This window comes from Streptomyces zingiberis (assembly GCF_012034935.1).
Lineage (GTDB): Bacteria > Actinomycetota > Actinomycetes > Streptomycetales > Streptomycetaceae > Streptomyces > Streptomyces zingiberis.
In genome coordinates this window covers 179,436-204,673 of the sequence record NZ_JAATEN010000005.1, presented here as the reverse complement: position 1 = coordinate 204,673, position 25,238 = coordinate 179,436, and the positions used below count along the sequence as shown (strand labels likewise).

General features: G+C 75.3%; 22 protein-coding genes. 5 read left to right on the top strand and 17 right to left on the bottom strand.

Annotated elements, in window-relative coordinates:
• Window positions 1–64: 64 nt before the first annotated feature.
• The 3 genes from HCK00_RS08710 to afsQ1 are packed head-to-tail and all read right to left on the bottom strand — an operon-like array spanning window position 65 to window position 3,182.
• Window positions 65–844, bottom strand: coding sequence for a hypothetical protein (locus HCK00_RS08710; protein WP_240965379.1), 780 nt, complete (start codon window positions 842–844; stop codon window positions 65–67).
• The gene (locus HCK00_RS08705) at window positions 841–2,508 is read right to left on the bottom strand and encodes an ATP-binding protein (protein ID WP_446459015.1); all 1,668 of its coding nucleotides are present in this window, start codon (window positions 2,506–2,508) and stop codon (window positions 841–843) included. The genes HCK00_RS08710 and HCK00_RS08705 overlap by 4 nt, the downstream gene beginning before the upstream one ends.
• Window positions 2,505–3,182 (bottom strand): two-component system response regulator AfsQ1, encoded by a 678-nt coding sequence (gene afsQ1, locus HCK00_RS08700; RefSeq protein ID WP_311765216.1) that lies wholly within the window; start codon window positions 3,180–3,182, stop codon window positions 2,505–2,507. Before afsQ1 ends, HCK00_RS08705 begins: the two co-directional genes overlap by 4 nt.
• 534 nt (window positions 3,183–3,716) lie before the next feature.
• On the opposite strand from afsQ1, the gene HCK00_RS08695 reads away from it, so the two are divergent.
• Window positions 3,717–4,499 (top strand): SigE family RNA polymerase sigma factor, encoded by a 783-nt coding sequence (locus tag HCK00_RS08695; protein WP_168101218.1) that lies wholly within the window; start codon window positions 3,717–3,719, stop codon window positions 4,497–4,499.
• 250 nt (window positions 4,500–4,749) lie between these two features.
• Here HCK00_RS08695 and HCK00_RS08690 read toward each other — a convergent pair whose 3' ends face one another.
• From HCK00_RS08690 to deoC, 5 genes are all read right to left on the bottom strand, one after another.
• On the bottom strand, window positions 4,750–5,277 hold the full coding sequence (locus HCK00_RS08690; protein WP_168101217.1) for a DinB family protein: 528 nt from the start codon (window positions 5,275–5,277) through the stop codon (window positions 4,750–4,752).
• A 214-nt stretch (window positions 5,278–5,491) separates the two neighbouring features.
• Entirely contained in the window at window positions 5,492–6,181 is a 690-nt protein-coding gene (locus tag HCK00_RS08685) for a uridine kinase family protein (RefSeq protein ID WP_311765215.1), read from the bottom strand.
• 228 nt (window positions 6,182–6,409) lie between these two features.
• Window positions 6,410–7,417: an aldehyde dehydrogenase family protein gene (locus HCK00_RS08680; protein ID WP_168101215.1), complete on the bottom strand. Its 1,008-nt coding sequence runs from the start codon at window positions 7,415–7,417 to the stop codon at window positions 6,410–6,412.
• Window positions 7,410–8,984 carry an aldehyde dehydrogenase family protein gene (locus HCK00_RS08675; RefSeq protein ID WP_168101214.1) on the bottom strand — a complete coding sequence of 525 codons (1,575 nt, stop codon included), beginning with the start codon at window positions 8,982–8,984 and terminating at the stop codon, window positions 7,410–7,412. Before HCK00_RS08675 ends, HCK00_RS08680 begins: the two co-directional genes overlap by 8 nt.
• A gap of 7 nt (window positions 8,985–8,991) precedes the next feature.
• Window positions 8,992–9,942: a deoxyribose-phosphate aldolase gene (gene deoC / locus HCK00_RS08670; protein ID WP_168101357.1), complete on the bottom strand. Its 951-nt coding sequence runs from the start codon at window positions 9,940–9,942 to the stop codon at window positions 8,992–8,994.
• Window positions 9,943–10,241: 299 nt separating this feature from the next.
• On the opposite strand from deoC, the gene HCK00_RS08665 reads away from it, so the two are divergent.
• Window positions 10,242–10,895, top strand: coding sequence for a PH domain-containing protein (locus HCK00_RS08665; RefSeq protein ID WP_168101213.1), 654 nt, complete (start codon window positions 10,242–10,244; stop codon window positions 10,893–10,895).
• Window positions 10,896–11,198: 303 nt separating this feature from the next.
• Here HCK00_RS08665 and HCK00_RS08660 read toward each other — a convergent pair whose 3' ends face one another.
• The 3 genes from HCK00_RS08660 to HCK00_RS08650 all read right to left on the bottom strand — a co-directional run bounded on the left by HCK00_RS08660 (window position 11,199) and on the right by HCK00_RS08650 (window position 15,275).
• Window positions 11,199–12,911, bottom strand: a complete 1,713-nt coding sequence (locus HCK00_RS08660; RefSeq protein WP_168101212.1) for a phospho-sugar mutase — start codon at window positions 12,909–12,911, stop codon at window positions 11,199–11,201.
• 968 nt (window positions 12,912–13,879) lie between these two features.
• Window positions 13,880–14,701 carry a purine-nucleoside phosphorylase gene (locus HCK00_RS08655; RefSeq protein ID WP_168101211.1) on the bottom strand — a complete coding sequence of 274 codons (822 nt, stop codon included), beginning with the start codon at window positions 14,699–14,701 and terminating at the stop codon, window positions 13,880–13,882.
• A 136-nt stretch (window positions 14,702–14,837) separates the two neighbouring features.
• Complete coding sequence (locus HCK00_RS08650; protein ID WP_168101210.1) at window positions 14,838–15,275, bottom strand: gamma-glutamylcyclotransferase family protein; 438 nt, start codon at window positions 15,273–15,275, stop codon at window positions 14,838–14,840.
• A 100-nt stretch (window positions 15,276–15,375) separates the two neighbouring features.
• On the opposite strand from HCK00_RS08650, the gene HCK00_RS08645 reads away from it, so the two are divergent.
• Window positions 15,376–16,815, top strand: a complete 1,440-nt coding sequence (locus tag HCK00_RS08645; protein WP_168101209.1) for an NAD(P)H-quinone dehydrogenase — start codon at window positions 15,376–15,378, stop codon at window positions 16,813–16,815.
• Window positions 16,816–17,083: 268 nt separating this feature from the next.
• On the top strand, window positions 17,084–18,145 hold the full coding sequence (locus tag HCK00_RS08640; RefSeq protein WP_168101208.1) for a DeoR/GlpR family DNA-binding transcription regulator: 1,062 nt from the start codon (window positions 17,084–17,086) through the stop codon (window positions 18,143–18,145).
• A 172-nt stretch (window positions 18,146–18,317) separates the two neighbouring features.
• Here the strand turns inward: HCK00_RS08640 and HCK00_RS08635 are convergent, their stop codons facing one another.
• Both HCK00_RS08635 and HCK00_RS08630 read right to left on the bottom strand, forming a co-directional pair.
• Window positions 18,318–18,950, bottom strand: a complete 633-nt coding sequence (locus tag HCK00_RS08635; RefSeq protein WP_240965378.1) for a TetR/AcrR family transcriptional regulator — start codon at window positions 18,948–18,950, stop codon at window positions 18,318–18,320.
• 446 nt (window positions 18,951–19,396) lie between these two features.
• On the bottom strand, window positions 19,397–21,160 hold the full coding sequence (locus HCK00_RS08630; RefSeq protein ID WP_168101207.1) for an acetyl/propionyl/methylcrotonyl-CoA carboxylase subunit alpha: 1,764 nt from the start codon (window positions 21,158–21,160) through the stop codon (window positions 19,397–19,399).
• A 384-nt stretch (window positions 21,161–21,544) separates the two neighbouring features.
• Here HCK00_RS08630 and HCK00_RS08625 point away from each other — a divergent pair, with 384 nt between their 5' ends.
• Window positions 21,545–22,012 (top strand): hypothetical protein, encoded by a 468-nt coding sequence (locus tag HCK00_RS08625; RefSeq protein ID WP_168101206.1) that lies wholly within the window; start codon window positions 21,545–21,547, stop codon window positions 22,010–22,012.
• A gap of 46 nt (window positions 22,013–22,058) precedes the next feature.
• Here HCK00_RS08625 and HCK00_RS08620 read toward each other — a convergent pair whose 3' ends face one another.
• The 4 genes from HCK00_RS08620 to HCK00_RS08610 all read right to left on the bottom strand — a co-directional run bounded on the left by HCK00_RS08620 (window position 22,059) and on the right by HCK00_RS08610 (window position 24,982).
• Window positions 22,059–22,676 (bottom strand): Maf family protein, encoded by a 618-nt coding sequence (locus HCK00_RS08620; protein WP_168101205.1) that lies wholly within the window; start codon window positions 22,674–22,676, stop codon window positions 22,059–22,061.
• 50 nt (window positions 22,677–22,726) lie between these two features.
• Complete coding sequence (gene mmpB, locus HCK00_RS28145; protein ID WP_277348198.1) at window positions 22,727–22,855, bottom strand: morphogenic membrane protein MmpB; 129 nt, start codon at window positions 22,853–22,855, stop codon at window positions 22,727–22,729.
• A gap of 149 nt (window positions 22,856–23,004) precedes the next feature.
• Entirely contained in the window at window positions 23,005–23,211 is a 207-nt protein-coding gene (locus HCK00_RS08615; protein WP_168101204.1) for an acyl-CoA carboxylase epsilon subunit, read from the bottom strand.
• A gap of 184 nt (window positions 23,212–23,395) precedes the next feature.
• On the bottom strand, window positions 23,396–24,982 hold the full coding sequence (locus HCK00_RS08610) for an acyl-CoA carboxylase subunit beta (protein WP_168101203.1): 1,587 nt from the start codon (window positions 24,980–24,982) through the stop codon (window positions 23,396–23,398).
• Window positions 24,983–25,238: the final 256 nt, after the last annotated feature.

Here is a 25,238-nt window from a genome sequence, read left to right as displayed (position 1 = left end):
CCCGACGCCCCGACGCCCCGACGCGCCGCCGACCGCCCGCCGACCGCCCGGGTCGCTCAGCGGTTCAGTCCTCCGCCGGTACGCCGTCGGCCGGCGCCTCCTCCGGCCGGGAGCGAATCTCCTCGGTGCAGGCGAAGCGCTCGGGGCGGTCCCGGCCCGGTCCGGCGAGGACGACCGACCCCTCGCCGCCGGTCACGACGGTCCCCGCGAAGGTGCACACGAGCTGGGCCAGCGCGAGGGCGGGCAGCTCGCCCGGGACGCGGCTGAGCCGCAGGGTCCGGCCCGGATCACCGTCGTGCGGGGGGAACACCTGGAGCCCGCCGGGCACCTCGGTGGAGAAGCCCGCCTCCGTCTCGGTGGCGGACGGCCGGGACCTCAACTCGCCGAGCAGGGCCCGCGCCGTGAGCAGCCGCTCCTCCTCCGTCCGCCCGTCCGTGTAGGGGATGACCCGCTGCACGGGCACGAGTTGCGCGCCGCACACCAGATGGACGGCGGCGGGCACGGTGGTGTTGGAGTCCGGCACGGGCGTGGGGTCCTGCGGGACCTGGCAGGAGACGCGGGACGGCGCCGGCCCCGCGTCGACGGGGACGGACGTGCCGCGGATGCCGCAGCCCGCCACCCCCGCGAGCAGCAGGACGGCGGCGGTGAGAGCGGCCCGCGGCCGGCGGCGCGGCGCCCCGGGGACGTGCGGCGAGCGGAGGCGGGCGCCCGGTGTCCCGGGGAGGGCGTGCCGTGCCTCCGCGGGACCGGGCGGGGCCTCGTGGGAGCCGTGCCGCGCCCCGGGTGGGTACGGGCGCGTGGCGGCGGGGGCGGAGCCGGGGAGCGGCGGCGTCGCGGGTATCAATCGGTGTCCTCGCGGGGCTGGTCCGTACCGGGGCGGGCGGCGTCCACGGGCAGGCGGAGGCGGAACACCGCGCCGCCCTCGGGGTGGTTGGCGGCGCTGATGTCCCCGCCGTGGATATGGGCGTTCTCCAGGGCGATGGAGAGGCCGAGGCCGCTGCCCTCGGAGCGCGGCCGTGACGCGCTCGCCTTGTAGAAGCGGTCGAACACGTGCGGGAGGACCTCCTCCGGGATGCCCGGCCCGTGGTCCCGCACCTCCACGGCGAGCCCGCCGTCGTCGGGGCGGACGGTGACCCGCACCGGGGAGCCGCCGTGCTTCAGGGCGTTGCCGATGAGGTTGGCGAGGATGACGTCGAGGCGGCGCGGGTCGAGCCGGGCGACGAGGCCGCGCTCGGTGTCGAGTTCGACGGCGTCCAGCCAGGCGCGGGCGTCGATGCAGGCGGTCACCATGTCCGCCACGTCCACCTCGTCGAGGACCAGGCGGGCCGTGCCGGCGTCGAACCGCGTGACCTCCATCAGGTTCTCCACGAGGGTGCCGAGGCGCCGGGTCTCGTCGACCACCAGCCGCACCGCGGGCGCGACCATCGGGTCGAGGTTGTCGTACTCCTCCTCCAGCACCTCCGTGACGGCGGTGATGGCGGTCAGCGGCGTGCGCAGCTCGTGCGACATGTCGGCGACGAAGCGGCGGCTGGCGGCCTCGCGCGCGCTAAGCTCCTCGACCCGGGCCTCCAGGGAGGCCGCGGCGGCGTTGAACGTCCGTGACAGCTCGGCGAGTTCGTCCGTCCCGGAGACCCGCAGCCGGGTGTCGAGCTTGCCCTCGCCGAGCCGGCGCGCGGCGTCCCCGAGGCGCTGCACGGGCCGCAGCACGGTGCTGGCCGCGGCCTGCGCGAGCAGTGCGGAGCCGACCAGCGCCAGGGCGGTGGCCACCCCCAGCGACCAGGCCAGCGAGTTGAGGTCCTCCCGCTCGGAGCTGAGCGACTTCAGCATGTAACCGGTGGGGCCGCCGCCGATCACCCTCGTCCCGCCGACGAGGTAGGGGGCGCCGTCGAGGGTGATCCGCTGCCAGTACAGGTGGTACGGCAGCCCGTCGCCCACCTCGGCGGGCCGTTCCTCGTCGACGGCGGTGCGCAGCGTCCCGGGCACCGTGTCGAGGGTGAAGCGGCCGTTCCCGGAGGGCGCGGCGCAGGAGCGGCCCTCCCGGTCCCGGTCGACGAGGAGCACCTCGTACCGCTGGGTGGACGCCGCCATGCGCTCCGCCGCCTCCTGGAGCTGCTCGCAGCGGGGGCGCAGCGGCAGGGTGCCGGTGGTGTCGGCGAGCGACTGGCGGAAGTCGTTGAGCGCCGCGTTCTGGGTGCGGGTGAGCACGGCGTCCCGGTTGAGCCAGTAGGCGATGCCGGAAGCGGAGACCGCCGCGGTGAGGGCGACCAGGGCGAAGACCACCACCAGCCGCAGCCGCAGGCTCGTCAGCCGGATCAGCCCCGAGATCCGCTCCCGGACACGGCCGGAGGGGCCGGGCGGGGCGGAACCGGACGGGGCGGAACCGGACGGGGCGGAGGCAGCGAACGGGCCGTCCGGCGCGGCGGACGGCGTTCCGCGGCCGGACGGGGCGGCCGGGCCGGAGCGACCGGCGGGCTGCGACGGGCCCGGCGGGGCGGGCGCAGGGCTCACTGCGGCGTGTCCAGCCGGTACCCCACGCCCCGCACGGTGCGGATGAGGGTCGGCGAGGACGGCACGTCCTCGACCTTGGCGCGGAGCCGCTGCACACAGGCGTCCACCAGGCGGGAGTCGCCCAGATAGTCGTGTTCCCACACGAGCCGCAGCAACTGCTGACGGGACAGCGCCTGGCCGGGGCGGCGGCTCAGCTCCAGCAGCAGCCGCAGCTCGGTGGGGGTGAGCTGGAGGTCCTCGCCGTTCTTGGTGACGGTCATCGCCGAGCGGTCGATCACCAGGCTGCCGAAGCTCGCGGCGTCGTTGGACTCCCGCTCGCCGCGCCGCAGCACGGCCCGGATCCGGGCGTCGAGAACGCGCGGCTGCACCGGCTTGACCACGTAGTCGTCGGCACCGGACTCCAGGCCCACCACCACGTCGATGTCGTCGCTGCGCGCGGTGAGCAGGATGATCGGCAACTGGTCGGTGCGGCGGATGCGGCGGCACACCTCGAAGCCGTCGATGCCGGGCAGCATCACGTCCAGCACGATCAGATCCGGCCGCTGGTCGCGGAGGAGTTTCAGGCCGTCCTCGCCCGTCGCCGCGGCCACCACACGGTGACCCTGGCGGGACAGGGAGAGTTCCAGGGCCGTGCGGATGGCGTCGTCGTCCTCGATCAGCAACAGGAAGGGCACGGTGGCCATTCTGGCCCACGGACGGGCGGGAGTTCGAGCGGCCGGACACCGGGGGCGCCGGAGGGGCGGCGCTGCCTCCCCGGAGCGCCGGCGCCCCGAACGGCCCGGAGGGGCCCCGGGTGGCCCGGCGGGCGCTGCTCGACGAGGCCGTGGCCGTGGCCGAGTTCAGGGGGCCCGGCGCTGCCCGTCGCCGTCCGTCACCGTGGGGAACCGGCCTGCCGGGGCGCGCGTCCGCACCCTTCGTACGTGACCCACGTCACGCCGCATCCCGGTCCCCGAGGCCCGGCGGCGCCCCGGGCGCCGGCCGACCGGGGTGCGAATCGCGCCAGGCGTGCGGGGGGCCGCAGGACAAGCCGCCCCCGTCCGGGGCCGGTTGCGCGGGTTACTGCCTCCCGGCCCCCTGTGACACGGCTGTGACAGGCGGCGGACAGCGTGATGAAACTGCCCCTGCAATCTGGTGTGCACCGGGCGGGAGGACGACCCGCCGGCCCGGCGGCAAGCGATCGGAACTGGCTCCATGATGGGGGGCGCGGCATGAACACACTGCAGACCCGTACCAGCAGCGCAGTTGTCACGCGCCTCCACACGGCCAACCGGGCCTGGGGACGCTCTCAGGACACCGGCGGCGAGATGTCCGGTGCCGTGGGCGGGCGGGGGTGCGCTCGCGGTACCGGACGGCAGAACCGGCAGTCGACCCACCCGGTGGCGATCGACGCGGTGACGGAGGGGAGCGGGGGTGGCTCCCCTCGGGGCGCCGTCGCGGACGGGGAGGCGCAGGGGGAGCGGCGTGAGCCGGCGGAGGCGGAGTTCACCGCCTACGTCCGGGAGCGCCGGGCCGCCCTGTTCGCGACGGCGTACCACCTGACCGGCGACCGGTACGAGGCGGAGGACCTGCTCCAGAGCGCGCTGTTCTCCACCTACCGCGCCTGGCACCGGATCAGCGACAAGGCGGCCGTGGGCGGCTATCTCCGCCGCACCATGACCAACCTGCACATCAGCGCCTGGCGCCGGCGCAAGGTCGCCGAGTACCCGACCGAGGAACTCCCGGAGACGGCCGGCGAACAGGACGCGATGCGCGGCACCGAACTGCGCGCCGTGCTCTGGCAGGCGCTGGCCCGGCTGCCCGAGACCCAGCGCACCATGCTGGTGCTCCGCTACTACGAGGGGCGGACCGACCCGGAGATCGCGGACATCCTCGGCATCAGCGTCGGCACGGTGAAGAGCAGCATCTGGCGCTCGCTGCGCCGGCTGCGCGACGACGAGGCGCTCAGCTTCGGCCGGGACCAGGAGGAGTCCTTCGGCGAACTGGTCGCCTGAGACCGGGGGGTGCGGTCCGCGGTACCGGGATCGCGGGAGGGGGACCGGTGGGCCGGGAGACCGGCCCGCCGGATGACACGGGGGAGCCGGGGGAGCGGGGGGACGCAGGGAACGGGGGAGACGGGGGAACAACGGGGGCCTGCCGGAGGGGAGGACGGCAGGGCCACGGGGGCCACCGCTCGGGGGAGCGGTGGGCAGGCGGGACCGAACGGCCGGGGGTCTGTTCGGTCCCGCCTCGCCGTGCCCGGTGTCAGCCGCCCGCCGCGGCGCGCGTCAGACGGAGCTGTCCGATCTCCGCGACGTTCTTCATCAGCTCGACGTTCACCCAGGCCAGCAGGTGGCCGACGGTGTGCGCGGGGTCGTCCGGGACGGGGAACCGCGCCGGGCTGCCGAGGTCGGCGTCCGTGAGCCCGGCCACCGTCCGCTGCCACTCCTGGCGCAGTCCGCGCAGCCATTCCACGGCCGGTTCGCCCGGACCCGGCCACGGGATGTCCTCCCGCCCGCGCGGTGGCCGGCCCGCCACATGGTCGGTGGCCACGCTCAGCCACCAACCGAGGTGCCAGCTCAGCCAGGCGACGGTGGGAACGGGCACGGGATCGGGCTCGGTGTCCGCCCAGTCCGCAGTCCACGCCCCGGTGCCGTCCGGGCGCATCGTCCAGTGGTGCGGGGCCGGTTCCCACAGGAAGTCCTCCGGGCGAAGACGCTCCAGGTGGTACTCGAAAAGCGACCAGGTCATGTCCCACTGACCGCGCAGCAGTTCGGATCGAGATGTGCTCATCCCCGGGACTCTGGCATGCCCGCCGGCCCCGGCCCCACCGGTTTCCGTCGGCCGGCGGCCCCGGCGGGCTTCCCGGACCTGGCCCGGGCCGTGGGACGGTGGGTGAGCGGAGGGCGGCGGCGTGGCCGAGGTGGCCACCGGGCCGCCGCCGGTGACGGTGTCCCGCGCCCCCAGCATCTACGGGGCCTACAGGGCCTACAGGGGCCTACAGGGCCTACGGGGTCGGCTGCGCCGACGGGACGGGCTCGGCCGGGGTGCGGGCCGGGGCCGGGCGGGGGGCCGGAACCTTCCCGTCCGCGGCGGGACGCGCCACGGCCGCGATCCGGGCGAGCGCCTCGTCCCGGCCGCACGGGTGGGCGCCGAGGGCCGCGTGGCGGGCCACGATGGAGCGTTCGGCGCGCATCAGCCGCCAGCCGCGCCGCACCAGGACGGCCGCCGGTTTGCGGCCCTCCCGCAGATCCCGCGCCAGCCGCCGGCGGAACGTCGTCGCAGGGCGCCCGCGCAGGCAGAGCACGTCGGCGAGGACCCCCGCGGCGCGGCAGCGTTCGGCGATGTCGGCGGCGAAGACTCCCTCCGCGACGAAGAGGGGCGCGTCAGCGATGTCGAACGCCGTCTCCCCGGTGCGGGCGCTGGTCGCGATGTCGTAGACCGGGACGGCCGTCCGTCCCGCGTGGCACAGGGCCGTCACGGCGGCGACCGCCGTGCCGGCGTCCCAGGAGAGCGGGGAGTCCCAGTCCGTGGCGCCGTCCGGGAGCCGGGGGAGGGCGGGGTCACCGGCCTCGCGGTAGAAGTCGTCGAGCCGGAGGACGGGCAGGCCGGTGCGGGCGGCGAGCGAGGACTTGCCGGAACCGGAGGGCCCGGTGAGCAGGACGACACGGGCGCGCGGGCGCGGTTGGCGGTTCACGGAAGACCAGTCTCCCTCATCCGGTCCCGTCCCCACACCCCTGGGTCCCGGCACACCGGGTTCGCGGACCGCCGCGTTCCGGCGTCCGGCCTCCCGGGCCCGGCTCCCGGCGGCCCCGGCACACGGCCGCCCCGGGCACACGGCGGTCCCGGGCGCTCGGCGGCCCCGGGTATACGGCTCCCCGGGCACACGCCGGCCCCGGCGAAGTGGCCGTCCCGGTGGGCGGGATCAGATGCCGATCGGGTGCCAGACCGTCTTGGTCTCCAGGAACGCCAGCATGCGCTCCGTACCGGGGCCGGTCGTCCAGTCCGTCGTGGCGGACGGCCGCAGGACCCGCTTGAGGTTGTCGGCCGCCGCCGTCTCCAGCTCCTTCGCCAGCGTCTCGTCCGTGGCCGCCCCGGCCAGGTCGATCGCGTTCACGTCCTGGTGGGCGGCGAGCGGCGCGGCGATCTCCGCCGTCCCGCCCGAGAGGAGGTTGACCACACCGCCCGGCAGGTCGGAGGTGGCCAGCACCTCGCCGAGCGAGAGCGCCGGCAGCGGGGTCCGCTCCGCGGCCACCACCACGGCGGTGTTGCCGGTGACGATCACCGGGGCGATCACCGACACCAGCCCCAGGAAGGAGGAGTCACCGGGGGCGAGCACGGCGACGACCCCGGTCGGCTCCGGGCTGGAGAGGTTGAAGTACGGGCCGGCCACCGGGTTGGCACCGCCCACGACCTGGGCGATCTTGTCCGACCAGCCCGCGTACCAGACCCAGCGGTCGATCGCCGCGTCCACCTGGGCGGCCGCCCCGGCCCGGTCCAGGCCCTCCGCGGCGGCCACCTCGGTGGTGAACTGCTCGCGGCGGCCCTCCAGCATCTCGGCGATCCGGTAGAGGATCTGGCCCCGGTTGTAGGCCGTCGCACCGGACCAGCCCGGGAACGCCTTGCGGGCCGCGACCACCGCGTCCCGCGCGTCCTTGCGGGAGGAGCGGGGGGCGTTGGCGAGCCACGCGCCGGTGCTGTCGGACACCTCGTACACCCGTCCGCTCTCGGAGCGGGGGAACTTCCCCCCGACGAACAACTTGTAGGTCTTGAGAACGCTCAGCCGGGCGGCGGCTCCGCCCCCGGGGCTCCCCGGGACCTCGTCCGCGCGAGACGCCGGTGAGCCCGGGGCCGACGGGGACGACGGAGAGGCCGGGGAGGCCGGGGAGGCCGGCGGTCCGGTCTTCCCGGTCGGCTCGGTCAGCTCAGACATCGAGATACGCCTCCAGACCGTGGCGGCCGCCCTCGCGGCCGTGACCGGACTCCTTGTAGCCGCCGAACGGCGAGGCCGGGTCGAACTTGTTGAACGTGTTGGCCCAGACGACGCCCGCGCGGAGCTGGTCCGCCGTCCACAGGATGCGGGAGCCCTTCTCCGTCCAGATGCCGGCGGAGAGCCCGTAGGGCGTGTTGTTCGCCTTCTCCACGGCCTCCGCCGGGGTGCGGAAGGTCAGCACCGAGAGCACGGGGCCGAAGATCTCCTCCCGCGCGATGCGGTGGGCCTGGGTGACGCCGGTGAACAGGGTCGGCGCGAACCAGTAGCCGGTGGACGGCAGGTCGCACGCCGGGGACCAGCGTTCGGCGCCCTCCGCCTCGCCCGCGTCGGCGAGGGCCGTGATCCGGTCGAGCTGCTCCCGGGAGTTGACCGCCCCGACGTCGGTGTTCTTGTCGAGCGGGTCACCCACCCGCAGCGTCGCCATCCGGCGCCGCAGGGCGTCCAGCACCTCCTCGGCCACCGACTCCTGCACCAGCAGCCGGGAGCCCGCGCAGCAGACATGGCCCTGGTTGAAGAAGATGCCGTTCACGATGCCCTCGACGGCCTGGTCGAGCGGGGCGTCGTCGTAGACGATGTTGGCGGCCTTGCCGCCCAGCTCCAGGGTGAGCTTCTTCCGCGTCCCCGCGACCGTGCGCGCGATGGCCTTGCCGACCTCCGTGGAGCCGGTGAACGCCACCTTGTCCACGCCGGGGTGGGCCACCAGCGCGGCACCGGTCGAGCCGTCGCCCGTGACGATGTTGACCACGCCCCGCGGGAGGCCGGCCTGCCGGCAGATGTCCGCGAAGAACAGCGCCGACAGCGGTGTGGTCTCGGCCGGCTTCAGGACCACCGTGTTGCCGGTGGCCAGCGCGGGGGCGATCTTCCACGAGAGCATCAGCAGCGGAAAGTTCCACGGGATGACCTGTGCGGCCACCCCCAGCGGGCGGGGGTCCGGCCCGTAGCCGGCGTGCGCCAGTTTGTCGGCCCAGCCCGCGTAGTGGAAGAAGTACGCGGCGGCGAGCGGCAGGTCCGCGTCGCGGGACTCGCGGATCGGCTTGCCGTTGTCCAGCGACTCCAGGACGGCCAGCTCGCGGGAGCGCTCCTGGAGGATGCGCGCGATCCGGAAGAGGTACTTGGCGCGTTCCGCGCCGGGCAGCGCCGACCAGGGGCCGAACGCCCGGCGGGCGGCGGCCACCGCCGCGTCCACGTCCTCCTCGCCGCCCTGGGCGACCTCGGAGAGCACCTCCTCGGAGGAGGGCGAGACGGTCTTGAAGACCTGGCCGTCCGCCGCCTCGCGGAACTCGCCGTCGATGTAGAGGCCGTACCGCGGCGCGATGTCCACGACGGAGCGGGACTCGGGCGCGGGGGCGTAGGCGAACAGCGGGCCGCCGGCCCCGGTGGCTCGCGCTGTTCCCGTGGTCCCGAGCGCCCCGGTGGGCTCGGCGGGTGTGGCCGGCCGGGTCTGCCGCCCGCGCTGCGGCTGGGTCTCCCGGGTCTGCCGGGTCTGCTGCTTCTTGGGCTGGGTCATGGGTTCCTCAGTCCACCGTCACGTAGTCGGGACCGGAGTAGCGGCCCGTGCCGAGCTTCTGGCGCTGCATCAGCAGATCGTTCAGCAGGCTGGAGGCGCCGAAGCGGAACCAGTCCGGGGAGAGCCAGTCCTCGCCCGCCGTCTCGTTGACCATCACCAGGTACTTGACCGCGTCCTTCGTGGTCCGGATGCCGCCCGCGGGCTTCACGCCCACCTGGACGCCGACGGACGCGCGGAAGTCGCGCACCGCCTCCAGCATGAGGAGGGTGACCGGCGGAGTGGCGTTGACCGCCACCTTCCCCGTGGAGGTCTTGATGAAGTCGGCCCCCGCGAGCATCGCCAGCCAGGAGGCCCGGCGCACGTTGTCGTAGGTCTGCAACTCGCCGGTCTCGAAGATCACCTTGAGGTGGGCGGCGCTCCCGTCCTCGCGCCGGCACGCCTCCTTCACCTGCCGGATCTCCTCGGAGACCTGGAGGTACCGGCCGGTGAGGAAGGCGCCGCGGTCGATCACCATGTCGATCTCGTCGGCGCCCGCGGCCACCGCGTCCCGCGTGTCGGCCAGCTTCACCGGCAGCGCGGCGCGGCCCGCCGGGAACGCGGTGGCGACCGAGGCGACCGGGATGTGAGGCGCTCCCGCCGCACGCAGCGCGTCCTTGGCGGTGGCCACCATGTCGGGGTAGACGCAGATGGCCGCGACCTTCGGCGCGCTCCGGTCCAGCGGGTCCGGGTGCGCGCCCTTGGCGCAGAGGGCCCGGACCTTGCCCGGGCTGTCGGCGCCTTCCAGGGTGGTCAGGTCGATCATGGAGATGGCCAGGTCGATGGCGAACGCCTTGGCCGTGGTCTTGATCGAGCGGGTGCCGAGGGCCGCCGCGCGGGCGTGCAGGCCGACGGCGTCGACGCCCGGCAGGCCGTGCAGGAAGCGGCGCAGCGCGGCATCGGAGGCGGTGACGTCCGCCATCGACGCCAGCCGCTCCGCGGCCTCGCTGCCGTATGCGGGCACTGCGGAGGGAAACGGGGGAGACGAGGGGGACGGAGGAAGAACGGTCACCCGAGGAGCATATCTACGCGCGTAGCCAGCTGTCACCCCCCGGGGAGGTGGTCCCCGCCACCGGGGCGGCCCGTGGTGGTCCCCGCCACCCGGACGGCCCGTGCCGCCCACCGGACCCGGCGGGACGGGTCTCCGGCCGCCGGACCGTCCCCGGGCCCGGTGCCCGGCCCCGTCGTGGCTCGTGGGGGGCATCGGGCAGAATCGGGCGCATGACGAGCCCGGACCCCTCCTCCTCCGCGCCGCGGCCCGAGCCCGGCCCCGAGCACGCCCCGCGGTACGCCGACCGCGTCTACCGCTCCGGCTCGGCCCTGCTCGGCGGGGCGGTGCTGCTCGGTCTCGCGGGCTGGATCGGCATCGACGCGCTCGTCCGCGGCACGGGCCGCACCCCCTGGCTCGCGCTGGCCGGGCTGCTGCTCGTGGTGCCGCTGGTCGTCGCCTTCACCTTCCGGCCCGCGGTCTTCGCGGGCGAGGACCGGCTCCGGGTGCGCAACCCGTTCCGCACGATCACCCTCCCCTGGGGGACGGTCGAAGGCGTACGGGCGAGCTACTCCAGCGAGATCTTCGCCGGGGGGCGGAAGTTCCAGCTCTGGGCGATCCCGGTGTCGCTGCGGGCCCGCAAGCGCTCGGCCCGGCGCAGCGCACGGAACGCCGCCGCCGACGACACCGGCCGTGCCTCGGCCGCCGTCACCGGACCGGACCGGGCCCCCGGCGACGAGGCCGTCACGGAACTCTCCGAGCTGGCGGAGCGGCACGCCCGCCGGGAGACGGCGCAGGGCGAGCCCGAGGTGCGCTGGGCCTACGAGGTGCTGGCCCCCTCGGCGGTGGGCGCGGTGCTGCTGCTCGTGCTCGCCCTGATCGGCTGACGGGCCTGATGGGCCTGACGGGCCTACTGGGCCTGATGGGCTGACGGGGCGGCGACGGCGCGGCGGGGCTCTCGCTCGCCGCCCGCCGCCGGCCGGGGGCCGGTCCGCGCGGGCTCCGGGTCCCGGGTCCCGGGTCCCGGTGGCGCCGGGAGGTCCCGGCCGGCCGCGCCCGGCGCACCGCCGTCCGGCCGCGCACCGCCGTCCGTCCTGCCGGCCCCCGGCCTGCCTGCCGTCCGTGCCCCCTTGCCGCTCTGCCGCCCTGCCGCCCGGCGGCCACGGCGCCGGCTGCCGCTTCCGTACCGGTCAGAGGCGCGCGGCCGCCGCCAGGTCCACCTTGAGCGCGGCCAGCACGGCGGCGGCGGTGGTCCGGGCGTCGTCCAGCGCGTCGGGGCCCGCCACCGGCACGACGGCCTCCAGGTAGCACTTGAGCTTGGGCTCGGTCCCGCTGGGCCGGACCACGACCCGGGCCGATTCCACCGGCAGGCGCCCGGCCGGGAAGTCCCCGCCGGCGAGGGTGTAGCGCAGGCCGTCGGTGGGCGGCAGCCGGTCGGTGCCGCGGGCCAGGTCCTCGGCGGTGGTCACGGTGAGCCCGGCCAGGGTGGCGGGGGGCCGCTCACGGAGCCGCGTCATGGCGTCGGAGATCAGCGAGAGGTCGGTCACCCGTACGGAGAGCTGGTCGGTGGCGTGCAGCCCGTACTCCACGGCGATGTCGTCCAGGAGTTCGGACAGGTCACGGCCGCCGGCCTTGAGTTCGGCGGCCAGTTCGGCCACGAGCAGGGCGGCGGTGATGCCGTCCTTGTCGCGCACCCCGTCCGGGTCCACGCAGTAGCCCAGCGCCTCCTCGTAGGCGTAAGCCAGCCCTTCGACGCGGGTCAGCCACTTGAAGCCGGTCAGCGTCTCGTCGTACGGCTGTTCGGCGCGGGCGGCGATGCGGGAGAGCAGCGAAGAGGAGACGACGGTGGTGGCGAAGGCCCCGGCGGCCCGCTTGTGCACCAGGTGCGTGGCGAGCAGCGCGCCGACCTCGTCCCCGCGGAGCATCCGCCAGCCCGGGCCGGTGCCGGGCGCGGGCACGGCGACGGCGCAGCGGTCCGCGTCCGGGTCGTTGGCGATGACGAGGTCGGGCGCCGGGGAGGCGGCGCGGGCGGTGGCGAACGCCAGGTCCATGGCGCCCGGCTCCTCCGGGTTGGGGAAGGCCACCGTGGGGAACGCCGGGTCGGGATCGCCCTGTTCGGGCACCACGACGGGCGGGGGGAAGCCGGCCCGTTCGAAGGCGGCGAGCAGGGTGTCCCGGCCCACGCCGTGCAAGGGGGTGTGGACGACCCGGACGTCGCGCGGGGAACCGCCGGTCAGCACCGCGTCGGTGCGGGCCAGGTACGCCTCGACGATCTCCTCCCCCAGGGTCTCCCAGCCGGAGCCGGCGCGCGCCACGCCGGTCAGGCTGCCCACCGCCGCGATCTCGGCGGCGATCTCCGCGTCGGCCGGCGGGACGATCTGCGCGCCGCCGGACGCGCCGCCGAGGTACACCTTGTAGCCGTTGTCCCGGGGCGGGTTGTGGCTGGCGGTGACCGTGACGCCGGCGACCGCCCCCAGGTGCCGCACGGCGAACGCCAGCACGGGCGTGGGCAGCGGGCGGGGCAGCAGCGCGGCGCGGAGCCCGGCGCCGGTCATCACGGCCGCCGTGTCCCGGGCGAACTCCTCGCTCTTGTACCGGGCGTCGTAGCCGATGACGACCAGCCCCGGCTCGCCGTCCGCGGCCGGGTTCTGCTTGCGGAGGTACGCGGCGAGGCCGGCGGCGGCCCGGATGACCACCGCCCGGTTCATCCGCAGCGGCCCCGCGCCGAGTTCGCCGCGGAGCCCGGCGGTGCCGAACTGCAGGGTGCCGCCGAAGCGGCCGGCGAGCGCCTCGGTGTCCTCCGCCTCGATGAGCGCGCTCAGCTCCGCGCGGGTCTCGGGGTCGGGGTCCTCGGCCAGCCAGGCACCGGCCTGCCGGATCAGCTCCGCTGTGTCGCTTGCCACGTGACGCTCCTGCTTCGGTCGGGGGCGGCGGCCCGGTGGGCGCGGGCCGTTCACCCGGTGTCGTGGCCCCCGGGGGTCGGCGGTGCCGGGGGCCGGTGGTGTTCCGGTGCGGGCGCCGGAGGCGGCGCCGGTGCGGCGGTCGGGTCCCCCGCCCCGCCCCGGCAGGGGGCCGGGCGCCGGGGGTACGGGACCTGGTGGTGAACCGGTGAGGAACGGTCCGGGGCCCGAGGGGTACCGGTACCCGTGTCGGCCGGGCTTTACCGGGAGGACACCCGGCGTGCGCGGTGAGGTGTCCCACCGGTGGGCGGTGACGGGCCGGCGGACGGCCGGGTTCCGGCTCCGGGTGCCGAGGCCGGTCCGCCGCCTTCCGGCCCCGGCCGCGGAGGGCGTCCCGCCACCGGCGGACCCGGTGCCGCCATGGGCGGTGCCGGTGCCGGTGCCGCTCGTACGTCCCCCGGGCGGCGGTCCGGCGGTCCGAGACCGGTGGAACCGGCGCGCCGGGAGCCGGGACCTTGCCGTTTCCCGGCGGGTTGTGGACGGATCCTGTGCGCGGGGCCGAGGCGGAGACGGCCGGTGAAGCGCCACGTCGCGGCGGACGGGGCGACGGTGGAACTCCGCCTCCCTTTCCCCGGCGCCGACGCGGTTACCGACATCAGCATCAGCACGGGCACCGACAGCGTCACTGCCACCGAATCCGCCACCGCCACCGCCACCGCCCTCGACGGCGGAAATCCGCCACCGCCCCCCGTGCGGCGGAACTCCGCCACCGTCGTCGAGGGTCCGGCAACCGGGACCGCAGGTGGCCCGTTGTGGCGGGGCCCCTCGGCCCCGCCCCGGACTGCCCCGGACCACCCCGGCCGACGTCCGTCCGGCCCGCGGCAGGCGGGCCCGCCCCGGGCCCGGAACCGGACCGCGCCGGACCGCTCAGGCCGGAGCAGGCCCGCCCCGGCCGGCGCAGGTCCGCTCGCCTACAGGCGGCCGAGGACCCGGGCGAGCAGGCTGCCCATCCGGGCCGCCGAGTCGCGCCCGGCCTGGAGGACCTCTTCGTGGTTGAGCGGCTCGCCCGTCATGCCCGCGGCCAGATTGGTCACCAGGGAGATGCCGAGCACCTCGGCGCCGGCCTCGCGGGCGGCTATGGCCTCCAGCGCCGTCGACATGCCCACCAGGTCGGCCCCGAGGGTGCGGATCATGTGGATCTCGGCCGGGGTCTCGTAGTGGGGGCCGGGGAACTGCGCGTAGACGCCTTCCTCCAGGGTGTCGTCGACCTCCTTGCACAGGGCGCGCAGCCGCGTCGAGTACAGGTCCGTCAGGTCGACGAAGTTGGCGCCCACGATCGGCGAGACCGCGGTGAGGTTGATGTGATCGCTGATGAGCACGGGCTGACCGGGGCGCATCCCCGCGCGCAGCCCGCCGCAGCCGTTGGTCAGCACGACGGTCTTGCAGCCGGCGGCGACGGCGGTGCGGACGCCGTGGGTGACGGCCGCGACCCCGTGGCCCTCGTAGTAGTGGGTCCGGCCGAGGAAGACCAGGGCGCGCTTCTCCCCGATCCGGTACGAGCGGATCCGTCCGGCGTGGCCCTCGACGGCGGGCGGCGCGAAACCGGGAAGGTCGGTCACCGGCAGGTCGCTCTCCGGGGCGCCGAGCGCGTCGGCGGCGGGGACCCAGCCGGATCCCATGACCAGCGCGACGTCATGGGTCTCGGCGCCGGTCAGTTCGCGGAGGCGGGCGGCGGCGGCGCGGGCGTCGGGCGCCGGGGGGAGCCCCGGGGCGGCAGTCTCTGAGGCGTTCACCGGATGAGGGTAACCCGTTTTCGGCTACGCGCGTAGACGCCGGTGGTGAGAGCCCCGCGGGCGTCCGGTGACCGCTTGGCCGGCGGGTACCGGACGGCCCCCGGGCCCGCCCCGGGCCCGCCGCCGGGTTCGCCGCTCAGCAGGGCCGTTTGCGCAGCTCCATCACGTAGTCGTGCGGTGCCCCCGCCGACTCGGCCGCGTCCGCGATCTCGCCGAGGTAGCGCGCGGACGGCAGCCCGCCCTCGTAACCGTTGAGGACGTAGAGCCAGGCCGCCTCCTCGCCGTCGAGGGTGTGCACCCGGACCCGCATCCGCCGGTATATGTCGAGGCCGACGCCCTCCCAGCGGTCCATGGAGTCCTCGTCCATGGGGGCGATGTCGTAGAGGGCGACGAACGTCTGGGCCCGCGGCGCCTCCACGATGGTGGCCAGTGCGCCCTCCCAGCCCATCTGCTCGCCGCCGAAGGTCAGCCGCCAGCCCGAGAGCCAGCCCGTTCCGCGCAGCGGTGAGTGGGGAGCGCGGCGGGACATCAGCCGCGCGTCGAGGTTGCCGGCGTACGCGGCGTAGAGCGACATGTGACGAGGGTAAGCGAGGTCCGCGGGCGGCTCGCGGGTTCGCCCGCTCCCGGCCGACCCCCGCCGGGACCTCCGCGGGCCCGTGGGGGAGAATGGGCCCGTGACTCGGATCGTGATCATCGGCGGCGGACCCGGCGGGTACGAGGCGGCCCTGGTGGCCGCGCAACTCGGCGCGGAGGTGACCGTCGTCGACAGCGACGGCCTCGGCGGCGCGTCGGTGCTCACCGACTGCGTGCCGTCGAAGACGCTGATCGCGACCGCCGAGGTCATGACCACCTTCGACTCCTCCTACGAGGAGCTCGGCATCATCGTCGCCGACGACACCCCGCACGTCGACCAGCCCGCCCGGGTGGTCGGGGTGGACCTCGGCAAGGTCAACCGCCGGGTGAAGCGCCTCGCGCTCGCGCAGTCGCACGACATCACCGCGTCCGTCACCCGGGCCGGCGGCCGGGTGCTGCGCGGCCGGGGGCGGCTGGAGCCGCAGCAGGCACCGGACGGCTCCCGCACGGTGACCGTGCGGTTCGCCGACGGTGCCGAGGAGGCCCTGACCGCCGACGCGGTGCTGGTGGCCACCGGCGCGCACCCCCGGGAACTCCCCGACGCCCTGCCCGACGGCGAGCGCATCCTCAACTGGACGCAGCTCTACGACCTGGACGAGCTGCCCGAGGAGCTGATCGTCGTCGGCTCCGGCGTGACCGGCGCCGAGTTCGCCGGCGCGTACCAGGCGCTGGGCTCCCGGGTCACCCTGGTCTCCAGCCGGGACCGCGTGCTGCCGGGTGAGGACCCGGACGCCGCCGTGGTGCTGGAGGACGTCTTCCGCCGCCGCGGGATGAACGTGATGAGCCGCTCCCGCGCGGCGGCCGTGAAGCGGGCCGGCGCCGGGGTCGAGGTGCGGCTGGCCGACGGCCGCACGATCACCGGCTCGCACTGCCTGATGGCGGTGGGCGCGGTCCCCAACACCGGCGGCATGGGGCTGGAGGAGGCGGGGGTCGTGCTCAAGGAGTCCGGCCACATCCGGACCGACCGGGTCTCCCGCACCGGCGCGCCCGGCGTCTACGCCGCGGGCGACTGCACGGGAGTGCTGGCGCTGGCGTCCGTCGCCGCGATGCAGGGCCGGATCGCGATGTACCACATCCTCGGGGACGCGGTGGCCCCGCTGAACCTCAAGACCGTCTCGGCGAACGTCTTCACCGACCCGGAGATCGCGACCGTCGGCTACACGCAGGCGGACGTGGACAGCGGCCGGATCGACGCCCGCGCGGTCAAGCTGCCGCTGCTGCGCAACCCCCGGGCGAAGATGCAGGGCATCCGGGACGGCTTCGTGAAGCTGTTCTGCCGGCCCGGTACCGGCATCGTCGTGGGCGGTGTGGTGGTCGCGCCGCGCGCCAGCGAGCTGATCCACCCGATATCGCTCGCCGTGGACAACAGCCTGACGGTCGAGCAGGTGGCCAACACCTTCACGGTGTACCCCTCGCTCTCCGGTTCGATCGCCGAGGTGGCGCGGCAGCTGCACACCCGGAAGAGCCTCGGCGAGGGCTGAGCCGGGCCCGGCGCACGCCTCCGGGGCCCGGCGTCCGCCGCCCCGCCGGGTGGAGGCCGCCCCGCGACGGGTCCGGGTCCGGCCGCAGGCTTCCCGGGAGCCCGGTCCCGGGCCGGGAGGCGCTTCCCGGCCGGTTCCGGCACGGCGGTTGCCGCGGGGGCCCGGGGCATGGTCCCGTATAGCAGGAGCGGGACGGGGCCACGGGCAATTTCTGCTATTCGGCGAAAACCGCTGAAAGCGGTCGGTCGGTGGCGTTACTGTCAGTTTTGTGTTCGCTGCAGAACGTCGCCAATTGATCCTTGAAATGGTGCGCGCCAACGGGGCCGTGTCGCTCCGTGAGCTCGCCCGTGTCGTCCAGACCTCAGAAGTGACCGTACGCCGTGACGTGCGCGCGCTGGAGGCGGAAGGGCTGCTCGACCGCCGGCACGGCGGAGCGGTGCTGCCCGGAGGTTTCAGCCGGGAGCCCGGTTTCCCGCAGAAGGCCCATCTGGCGACCGCCGAGAAGACGGCCATCGCCGACCGTGCCGCCGCCCTGGTCACGGAGGGCGAGGCGATCGTGGTCGGGGCGGGCACGACCACCCAGGAGCTGGCCCGCCGGCTCGCGCGCGTCCCCGGCCTCACCGTGGTCACCAACTCCCTGCTCGTCGCGCAGGCGCTGGCGCACGCCAACCGGGTCGAGGTGGTGATGACCGGGGGTACCCTGCGCGGCTCCGACCACGCCCTGGTGGGCAGTGGCGCGGAGCAGTCCCTGCACGGCCTCCGGGTCTCCCGCGCGTTCCTCTCCGGCAGTGGGCTGACCGCCGAACGGGGCCTGTCCACCTCGAACATGCTCTCCGCCAGCGTCGACCGGGCCCTCGTCCAGGCCGCCGCCGAGGTGGTGGTCCTCGCCGACCACACCAAGCTCGGGACGGACACCATGTTCCAGACGGTCCCCACGGAGACGATCACCCGGCTGGTCACCGACGAGCCCCCGGAGCACGAGGAGCGGGCCGCCGCCGAACTCCGGGCCCTGGCGGACCAGGGCGTGCAGATCACGGTGGCTGCGCCCGGCGGTGGCACCGGCGGGGGCGCCGGGGCCGCGCCGGGGCCGGGGCGCAGGCCGCGCCCGGTGCCTCCCGCCGCCGGGCGGGGCCCGTCCCCGGCCGCCGGGCCGGGCGGTGGCAAGCCGCCGGCGGGCGGGCAGGGCCCCGGGCGCACCGAGGACCTGCCCCTCCCCGGGCAGCGCCGCGCGCACCCGGCCGCGTCCACCACGCCCCCGCTCCGGGGCGGGCCCCCGACCGCCGAACCGCCCGCCACGGGTGGGCGGGTGGCGGATCTGCGTCGCCGCTGACCTGGGCGGCGGCGGGCCCGGCCCACGTGCGGTGCGGTCCGCGGTGTGTGGTCGGGCCGGCCGGCGCGGGGCGGGCACCGCGTACCGTCACCGGCCGCGCGCCCGCTCCGGTGAACCGCCCCGCTGCACGGGTGGGGCAGCGGGTGGGCCAGTGGGTGGGCCAGCGGGCGGGTCAGCGGCCGGCCGGTCCCGGGGCGCACGCGCCCGGGTCCGCGCGGAGGCCGTGCAGGGTGAGGGTGAGCAGCCGGTCGGCGAGGCCGGGGTCGCCGGGGCTCTCCTCGACGGCGATCGCGATGGCGTTGGTGAGCCGGATCAGATCACCGATCTCCACCTCGGCCCGGGTGGCCCCGGCCCGCTGGGCCCGGGCCAGCAGCTCACCGCCCGCGGCGCGCACCGGCACGGCGCAGGAGGAGAGTTCGCAGTCCGCGGCGGTGGACGCGGTCATCAGGGCGCGGGAGAGGCCCCGGTAGGTCACCGAGTGGTCGATCAGCGCGCGCAGCCAGTCGAGGAGCGCGGCACAGGGCTCCTCCGCCTCCAGCAGTTCCCGTGCCCGGTCCGCCAGGGCCTCGACCTCACCGTGGAAGACGGCGCCGATGAGCGCGCGGCGGTTGGGGAAGTGGCGGTAGAGCGTGCCGACGCCGACACCCGCGCGGCGCGCCACCTCCTCCAGGGAGGTGTCCGTGCCGTGCTCGGTGAACGCGGCCCGGGCCACGGTCAGCAGCCGCTCGTGATTGCGCCGCGCGTCGGCGCGCATGGGGCGTGCCCCGGCCGTGTCCATCGCCGTCCGCCCCGTCTCGGTCGCCATCGCCGCCCGGTCCCTCCTCACTCGCCCGCCCTGGTCCCAAGGATGCCATCGCCGCGGTGGTGCGCTCGCCCGGGAGCCGCCCGGGGCGGATCACCGCCCCGTCACGGGGGCGGAGGCGGTGGGGCCGGGCGACCGGCGGGCGGGGCGGCCGGGGAGCGGCCGCGAGGCCCGTCGCCGGACGGAAGACCCGTCGCCGGACGGAAGACCCGTCGCCGGACGGAAGGCCCGTCGCCGGACGGAAGGCCCGTCGCCGGTGGGGGCCCGCGAGGCCGTAGCGGGGGCGGGGAGCCCGCCGGGACGGCAGCCACCGGGACGGTGGGCAGGGTGGTGGGGCGACCGGCGGGGGCCGCGTACCGGCGGGAAGGCGGGAACGGGACGGGCCCGCCGTACGGTGCGGTACGGCGGGCCCGGAGACAGATCGGCGGCGGTGGTGGACCGCCGCCCGCTCAGTCCTTGATCTCGCAGATGACGGCCCCCGAGGAGAGGGCCGCCCCGACCTCGGTGGCGAGGCCCTTGACCGTGCCGGCCTTGTGCGCGTTGAGCGGCTGCTCCATCTTCATGGCCTCCAGGACCACGATCAGCTCGCCCTCCTCGACCCGCTGGCCCTCCTCCACGGCGACCTTCACCACGGTGCCCTGCATGGGCGAGGCCAGGGTGTCGCCGGAGGCGGCGGAGCCGGCCTTCTTGGCGGCCTTCCGCTTCGGCTTCTTCTGCCCGGCGGCCGGGGCGGCGCCCGCGCCCAGCGAAGCGGGCAGCGAGACCTCCAGGCGCTTGCCGCCCACCTCGACCACGACCGTCTCGCGCGTCTCGCCCTCGGCCTCGTCGGCACCCGGAGCGGCGAACGGCGTGATCTCGTTGACGAATCCGGTCTCGATCCACCGGGTGTGGACGGTGAACGGCTCGGCGGAGCCGCCCAGTTCGGGGGCGAACGCCGGGTCCGTCACGACCGCGCGGTGGAAGGGGATCGCCGTGGCCATGCCCTCGATCCGGAACTCCGCCAGGGCGCGCGCGGCGCGCTGGAGGGCCTGCTGCCGGGTGGCGCCCGTGACGATCAGCTTGGCCAGCAGGGAGTCCCAGGCCGGGCCGATGACGGAGCCGGACTCGACCCCGGCGTCCAGCCGGACGCCCGGCCCGGAGGGCGGGGAGAAGAGGGTGACGGTGCCGGGGGCGGGCAGGAAGTTGCGGCCCGGGTCCTCGCCGTTGATGCGGAACTCGAAGGAGTGGCCGCGCACCGGCGGGTCGCCGTAGCCGAGTTCCTCGCCGTCGGCGACTCGGAACATCTCGCGGACCAGGTCGATGCCGGTGACCTCCTCGGTCACCGGGTGCTCCACCTGGAGACGGGTGTTGACCTCCAGGAAGGAGATCGTGCCGTCGTTGCCGACGAGGAACTCCACGGTGCCCGCGCCGACGTAACCGGCCTCCTTGAGGATGGCCTTGGAGGCGCGGTACAGCTCGGCGTTCTGCTCCTCGCTGAGGAAGGGGGCCGGGGCCTCCTCGACGAGCTTCTGGTGACGGCGCTGGAGGGAACAGTCGCGGGTGGAGACCACGACGACGTTGCCGTGCCGGTCGGCCAGGCACTGGGTCTCGACGTGGCGCGGCCGGTCCAGGTAGCGCTCGACGAAGCACTCGCCGCGGCCGAAGGCGGCGACGGCCTCGCGCACCGCGGAGTCGTACAGCTCGGGCACCTCGTCGAGGGTGCGGGCCACCTTCAGGCCGCGGCCGCCGCCACCGAACGCCGCCTTGATGGCGATGGGCAGGCCGTGTTCCTCGGCGAAGGCCACGACCTCGTCGGCGCCGGAGACCGGGTCGGGGGTGCCGGCGACCAGCGGGGCGCCGGCGCGCTGGGCGATGTGGCGGGCGGCGACCTTGTCACCGAGATCGCGGATCGCCTGCGGGGGCGGGCCGATCCAGGTCAGGCCCGCGTCGAGGACGGCCCGCGCGAAGTCGGCGTTCTCCGAGAGGAAGCCGTAGCCGGGATGGACGGCGTCGGCGCCCGACTCGGCCGCCGCGGCCAGCACCTTGGACATGTCCAGATAGCTGGTGGCCGGGGTGTCGCCACCCAGCGCGTAGGCCTCGTCGGCCGCGCGGACGTGCAGAGCGTCCCGGTCCGGATCGGCGTAGACGGCTACGCTCGCGATTCCGGCGTCCCGGCAGGCGCGGGCCACACGGACCGCGATTTCGCCCCGGTTGGCGATGAGCACCTTGCGCACGATGGCTCCCTCCTTGAAACAAGGTGAGTTTAGGGACTGCCGACACGCCGTGCCGAGGCGCCTCAGGGGGTGACCTTGCCCACACGGACGGTCAGGATCCCCTCGGTCAGGTGCTGAAAGTCCTTGTCAGGCAAGGATAGTCGGGTCCGGCCCGAGGGGTGGCGGGCCGGTGATGTGGGCTAGGTCTCTGTCGGAGCCCGAGGCGCGCGACCGGCATTCTTTGTGGAATTCCTACGAACCTCGCGGGGAATCTTTGCCCGGGAGTCCGTTCCGGCGCGCACCCCGTACGCGCCCCTTGCCGCCGGGCATTACCCGGAAGTAGCCTGCGGGCCTTCTCACATACCCTGGGTAACGACCGGGCGGGACGGAACGGCGGTGGGTTCGGTGGCGCGCAGACCGGCGGCGCTCGTGGCGGTGGTGACGGGGCTCGTGCTGGTGGCCGAGGCGGTGGGCGCCGTCTGGCTGCACTGGTTCCTCGGCGAGGTCGTGAGCCGGCAGAGCATGTCGCTCGCCGGCCTGGACCCGGACCACATGGGGGCGTCCACCCTGGGCCTGGGGATCGTCCTCGGCCTGTTCCTGCTCGGCTGCGCGGTGACGCTGGTGACCGCCGGGGTGCGGAACCGGGCGCCGCGCTCCGTCCCGCGCGTCCTGCTGATCGCCTGCGCCGTCCTGCACGCCGTGCTGGGCGCGCTGACGGTGGGTCTGGTCGGCTGGGACGCCTTCGCGTTCCTGATGACCGTCTTCGGCCTGATCGTCTTCTGCCTGCTGGGCTTCGCGGAGGGGGACGGAGCCCCGCCGTCCGGCCCGGCCACCGCGGACGGCGGGACCGCGGGCGCGCCGGCGCACCCCTGAGCCCCGAGCCCCCGAGCCCCTGACCGGGGTTCACCCCCGACCGGGGTCACCCCCACAAGTCGGTGATGCGCACGTCCAGTTCGGCGAGGAGCCGCCGCAGCGTCGGCAGCGACAGGCCGATGACGTTGCCCGGATCGCCGTCCACCCCCTCCACGAACGGTGCCGACCGCCCGTCCAGGGTGAACGCGCCCGCCACATGGAGGGGTTCACCGCTGGCCACGTACGCGGCGATCTCGCCGTCGGACGGCTCGCCGAACCGGACGGTGGTGGAGGCCGTCGCCGACACCCGCCGGCCGCTCACCGTGTCGATCACGCAGTGCCCGGTCCGCAGCACGCCCGAGCGGCCGCGCATGGCCTTCCAGCGGGCCGTGGCCTCCTCCGGGCCGCCGGGCTTGCCGAGCGCCCGTCCGTCCAGGTCCAGCACCGAGTCGCAGCCCACCACGAGTGCCCCCGCGGCCTCCGGCCGGGCGGCGACCGCCTCCGCCTTGGCCTCCGCGAGCAGTCGCGCCAGCGCGCCCGGGGAGTCCGCGGTGAGCGCGTCCTCGTCGACCCCGCTCACGATCACCTCGGGCACCAGCCCGGCCTGCCGGAGCAGACCCAGCCGGGCGGGGGAGCGGGAGGCGAGGACGAGCGTGCGGCGGGTGGCGGGCGCGGTGGTCTCCATGGCGGCAGCGTATAGAAGCGCGAGGAGGCGGCCGGCGGCGAGTGGTGGGGTCAGCGGAGGAGCAGAAGCGCCAGGGTCACGAGGACCGCCACCGCCAGCAGCCCGCCGGCCCGGCGCAGCTTCCTCTCGGTGTCCCGCATGTCCTGGGGCGGTTCGTCGGAGGGGTCGGAGCACAACATGCGTCCGATGATCCGCCCGGAACGGCGGTGCCGCCTGAGTACGGATACTCAGGCGGCAGCGGGGCCGGTGGTTCAGGCCGCCGTGGCCGGCCGCCCGTCTCTCCCGGCCTCCGTTCCGTCCGGCGAGGTCCCCCGGTGCCCCGCGGGGCTCAGCGGGGCCAGTACGAGGTGCGCCACGCCTGCGGCCCCGGGTGGGGCAGCGTGTGCCCGGGCACGTTGCGGGCCGGGTCGGCCCACTCGTCCAGCGACTCGGGCGCCGTGGCGGCGGACGAGGACGCCGCGGCGCGCGCCTGGACCACCGCCAGCGCGGCGGCCAGCTCCTCGGGGGTCGGATTGCCCCGGACCACCTTGAACATGGATTCCTCCTCGTCGCTCGCTCGATCCCCGATCGTTCCCCTACCCCGCCCGGCGGCCGGTGCCACCCGGCGGGCGGGACCGTGTGCCCCGGCGCGCGCCCTTCCCCCGCGCCGTTCCCGGCCGCGGGCCGCCGGCGGCCCGCTCGGCCCGCCCGGTGGCCGGTCCGCCGCCGGGGCGGGCCGGTCAGAGCGGGATGTTGCCGTGCTTCTTCGGGGGCAGCGACTCCCGCTTGGAGCGCAGGGTGCGCAGGCCCCGGACGATGTGGCGGCGCGTCTCGGAGGGCAGGACCACCGCGTCCACATAGCCGCGCTCCGCCGCCGTGTAGGGGTTGAGCAGCGTCTCCTCGTACTCCGTGACCAGCCGCTGCCGCAGGTCCTCGCGCTCCTCGTCGGGGGCGGCGGCGAGCGTCCTGCGGTGCAGGATGTTCACCGCGCCCTGCGCGCCCATGACCGCGACCTGGGCCGTGGGCCAGGCCAGGTTGAGGTCGGCGCCGAGATGCTTGGAACCCATGACGTCGTACGCGCCGCCGAACGCCTTGCGGGTGATGACCGTGATCAGCGGGACGGTCGCCTCCGCGTAGGCGTAGATCAGCTTGGCGCCGCGCCGGATGATGCCACCGAGTTCCTGCTCGACGCCGGGCAGGAAGCCGGGGACGTCGACGAAGGTCAGCACCGGGACGTTGAACGCGTCGCAGGTGCGGACGAAGCGCGCGGCCTTCTCGGAGGCGTCGATGTCCAGGCAGCCGGCGAACTGCATGGGCTGGTTGCCGACGACGCCCACCGGGCGGCCCTCGACCCGGCCGAAGCCGGTGATGATGTTCGGCGCGAAGAGCGCCTGGGTCTCCAGGAACTCCCCGTCGTCCAGGACGTGTTCGACGACCGTCCGCATGTCGTACGGCTGGTTGGCGGAGTCCGGGATGATCGAGTCGAGCTCCCGGTCCTCGTCGCCCGTCTCCAGGTCGGCCTCCTCGGGGAAGGCCGGCGGCTCGCTGAGGTTGTTGGACGGGAGGTAGGACAGCAGCGCCTTGACGAAGTCGACGGCGTCCTTCTCGTCGCCCGCCATGTGGTGCGCCACGCCGGAGGTGGCGTTGTGCGTGCGGGCGCCGCCCAGCTCGTCGAAGCCGACGTCCTCGCCGGTCACCGTCTTGATCACATCGGGGCCGGTGATGAACATGTGCGAGGTGCCGTCGACCATCACCGTGAAGTCGGTGATCGCCGGGGAGTAGACCGCGCCGCCCGCGCAGGGGCCCATGACCAGGGAGATCTGCGGGATCACTCCGGAGGCGTGGGTGTTGCGGCGGAAGATCTCGCCGTACAGCCCGAGGGCGCTGACGCCCTCCTGGATCCGGGCGCCGCCCGAGTCGTTGATGCCGATGACCGGGCAGCCGTTCTTCAGCGCGAAGTCCATCACCTTGACGATCTTCTGGCCGAAGACCTCGCCGAGCGCGCCGCCGAAGACGGTGAAGTCCTGCGAGAACACGGCCACCGGGCGGCCGTCGATCGTGCCGTACCCGGTCACCACGCCGTCCCCGTAGGGGCGGTTGGCGTCCAGGCCGAAGTTGGTCGAGCGGTGCCGGGCGAACTCGTCCAGCTCCGTGAACGAGCCCTCGTCCAGCAGCAGGTCGATCCGTTCGCGCGCCGTCAGCTTCCCCTTGGCGTGCTGCTTCTCCACGGCGCGCTGCGAGCCGGCGTGCGTGGCCTCGTCGATGCGCCGCCGCAGGTCAGAGATCTTCCCGGCGGTGGTGTGAAGGTCGATTTCCGGCTCGGACATCGGGATGCGGCTCCTGCTCGTCCAGGGGGCGGGTGCGGTGGTGTCGGCTCGGCTGTTCGGTTCCCGGGGGCGTGTGTTCCGGAGGCTGCCCAGGAGTCACCCGGGTTACCGCCTCGTAGGGTATCGGCGCGGGCGGGGCCCGGCACTGCGGCGTTGGCCACATCCGCGCAGGCCCGCCCCCGTCCCGCCGTCCCGTCCCGGCACCGCCCCCGCACGGGACGCGGGACGGAGGACGGGGCGCGGGGGACGCGCGCGC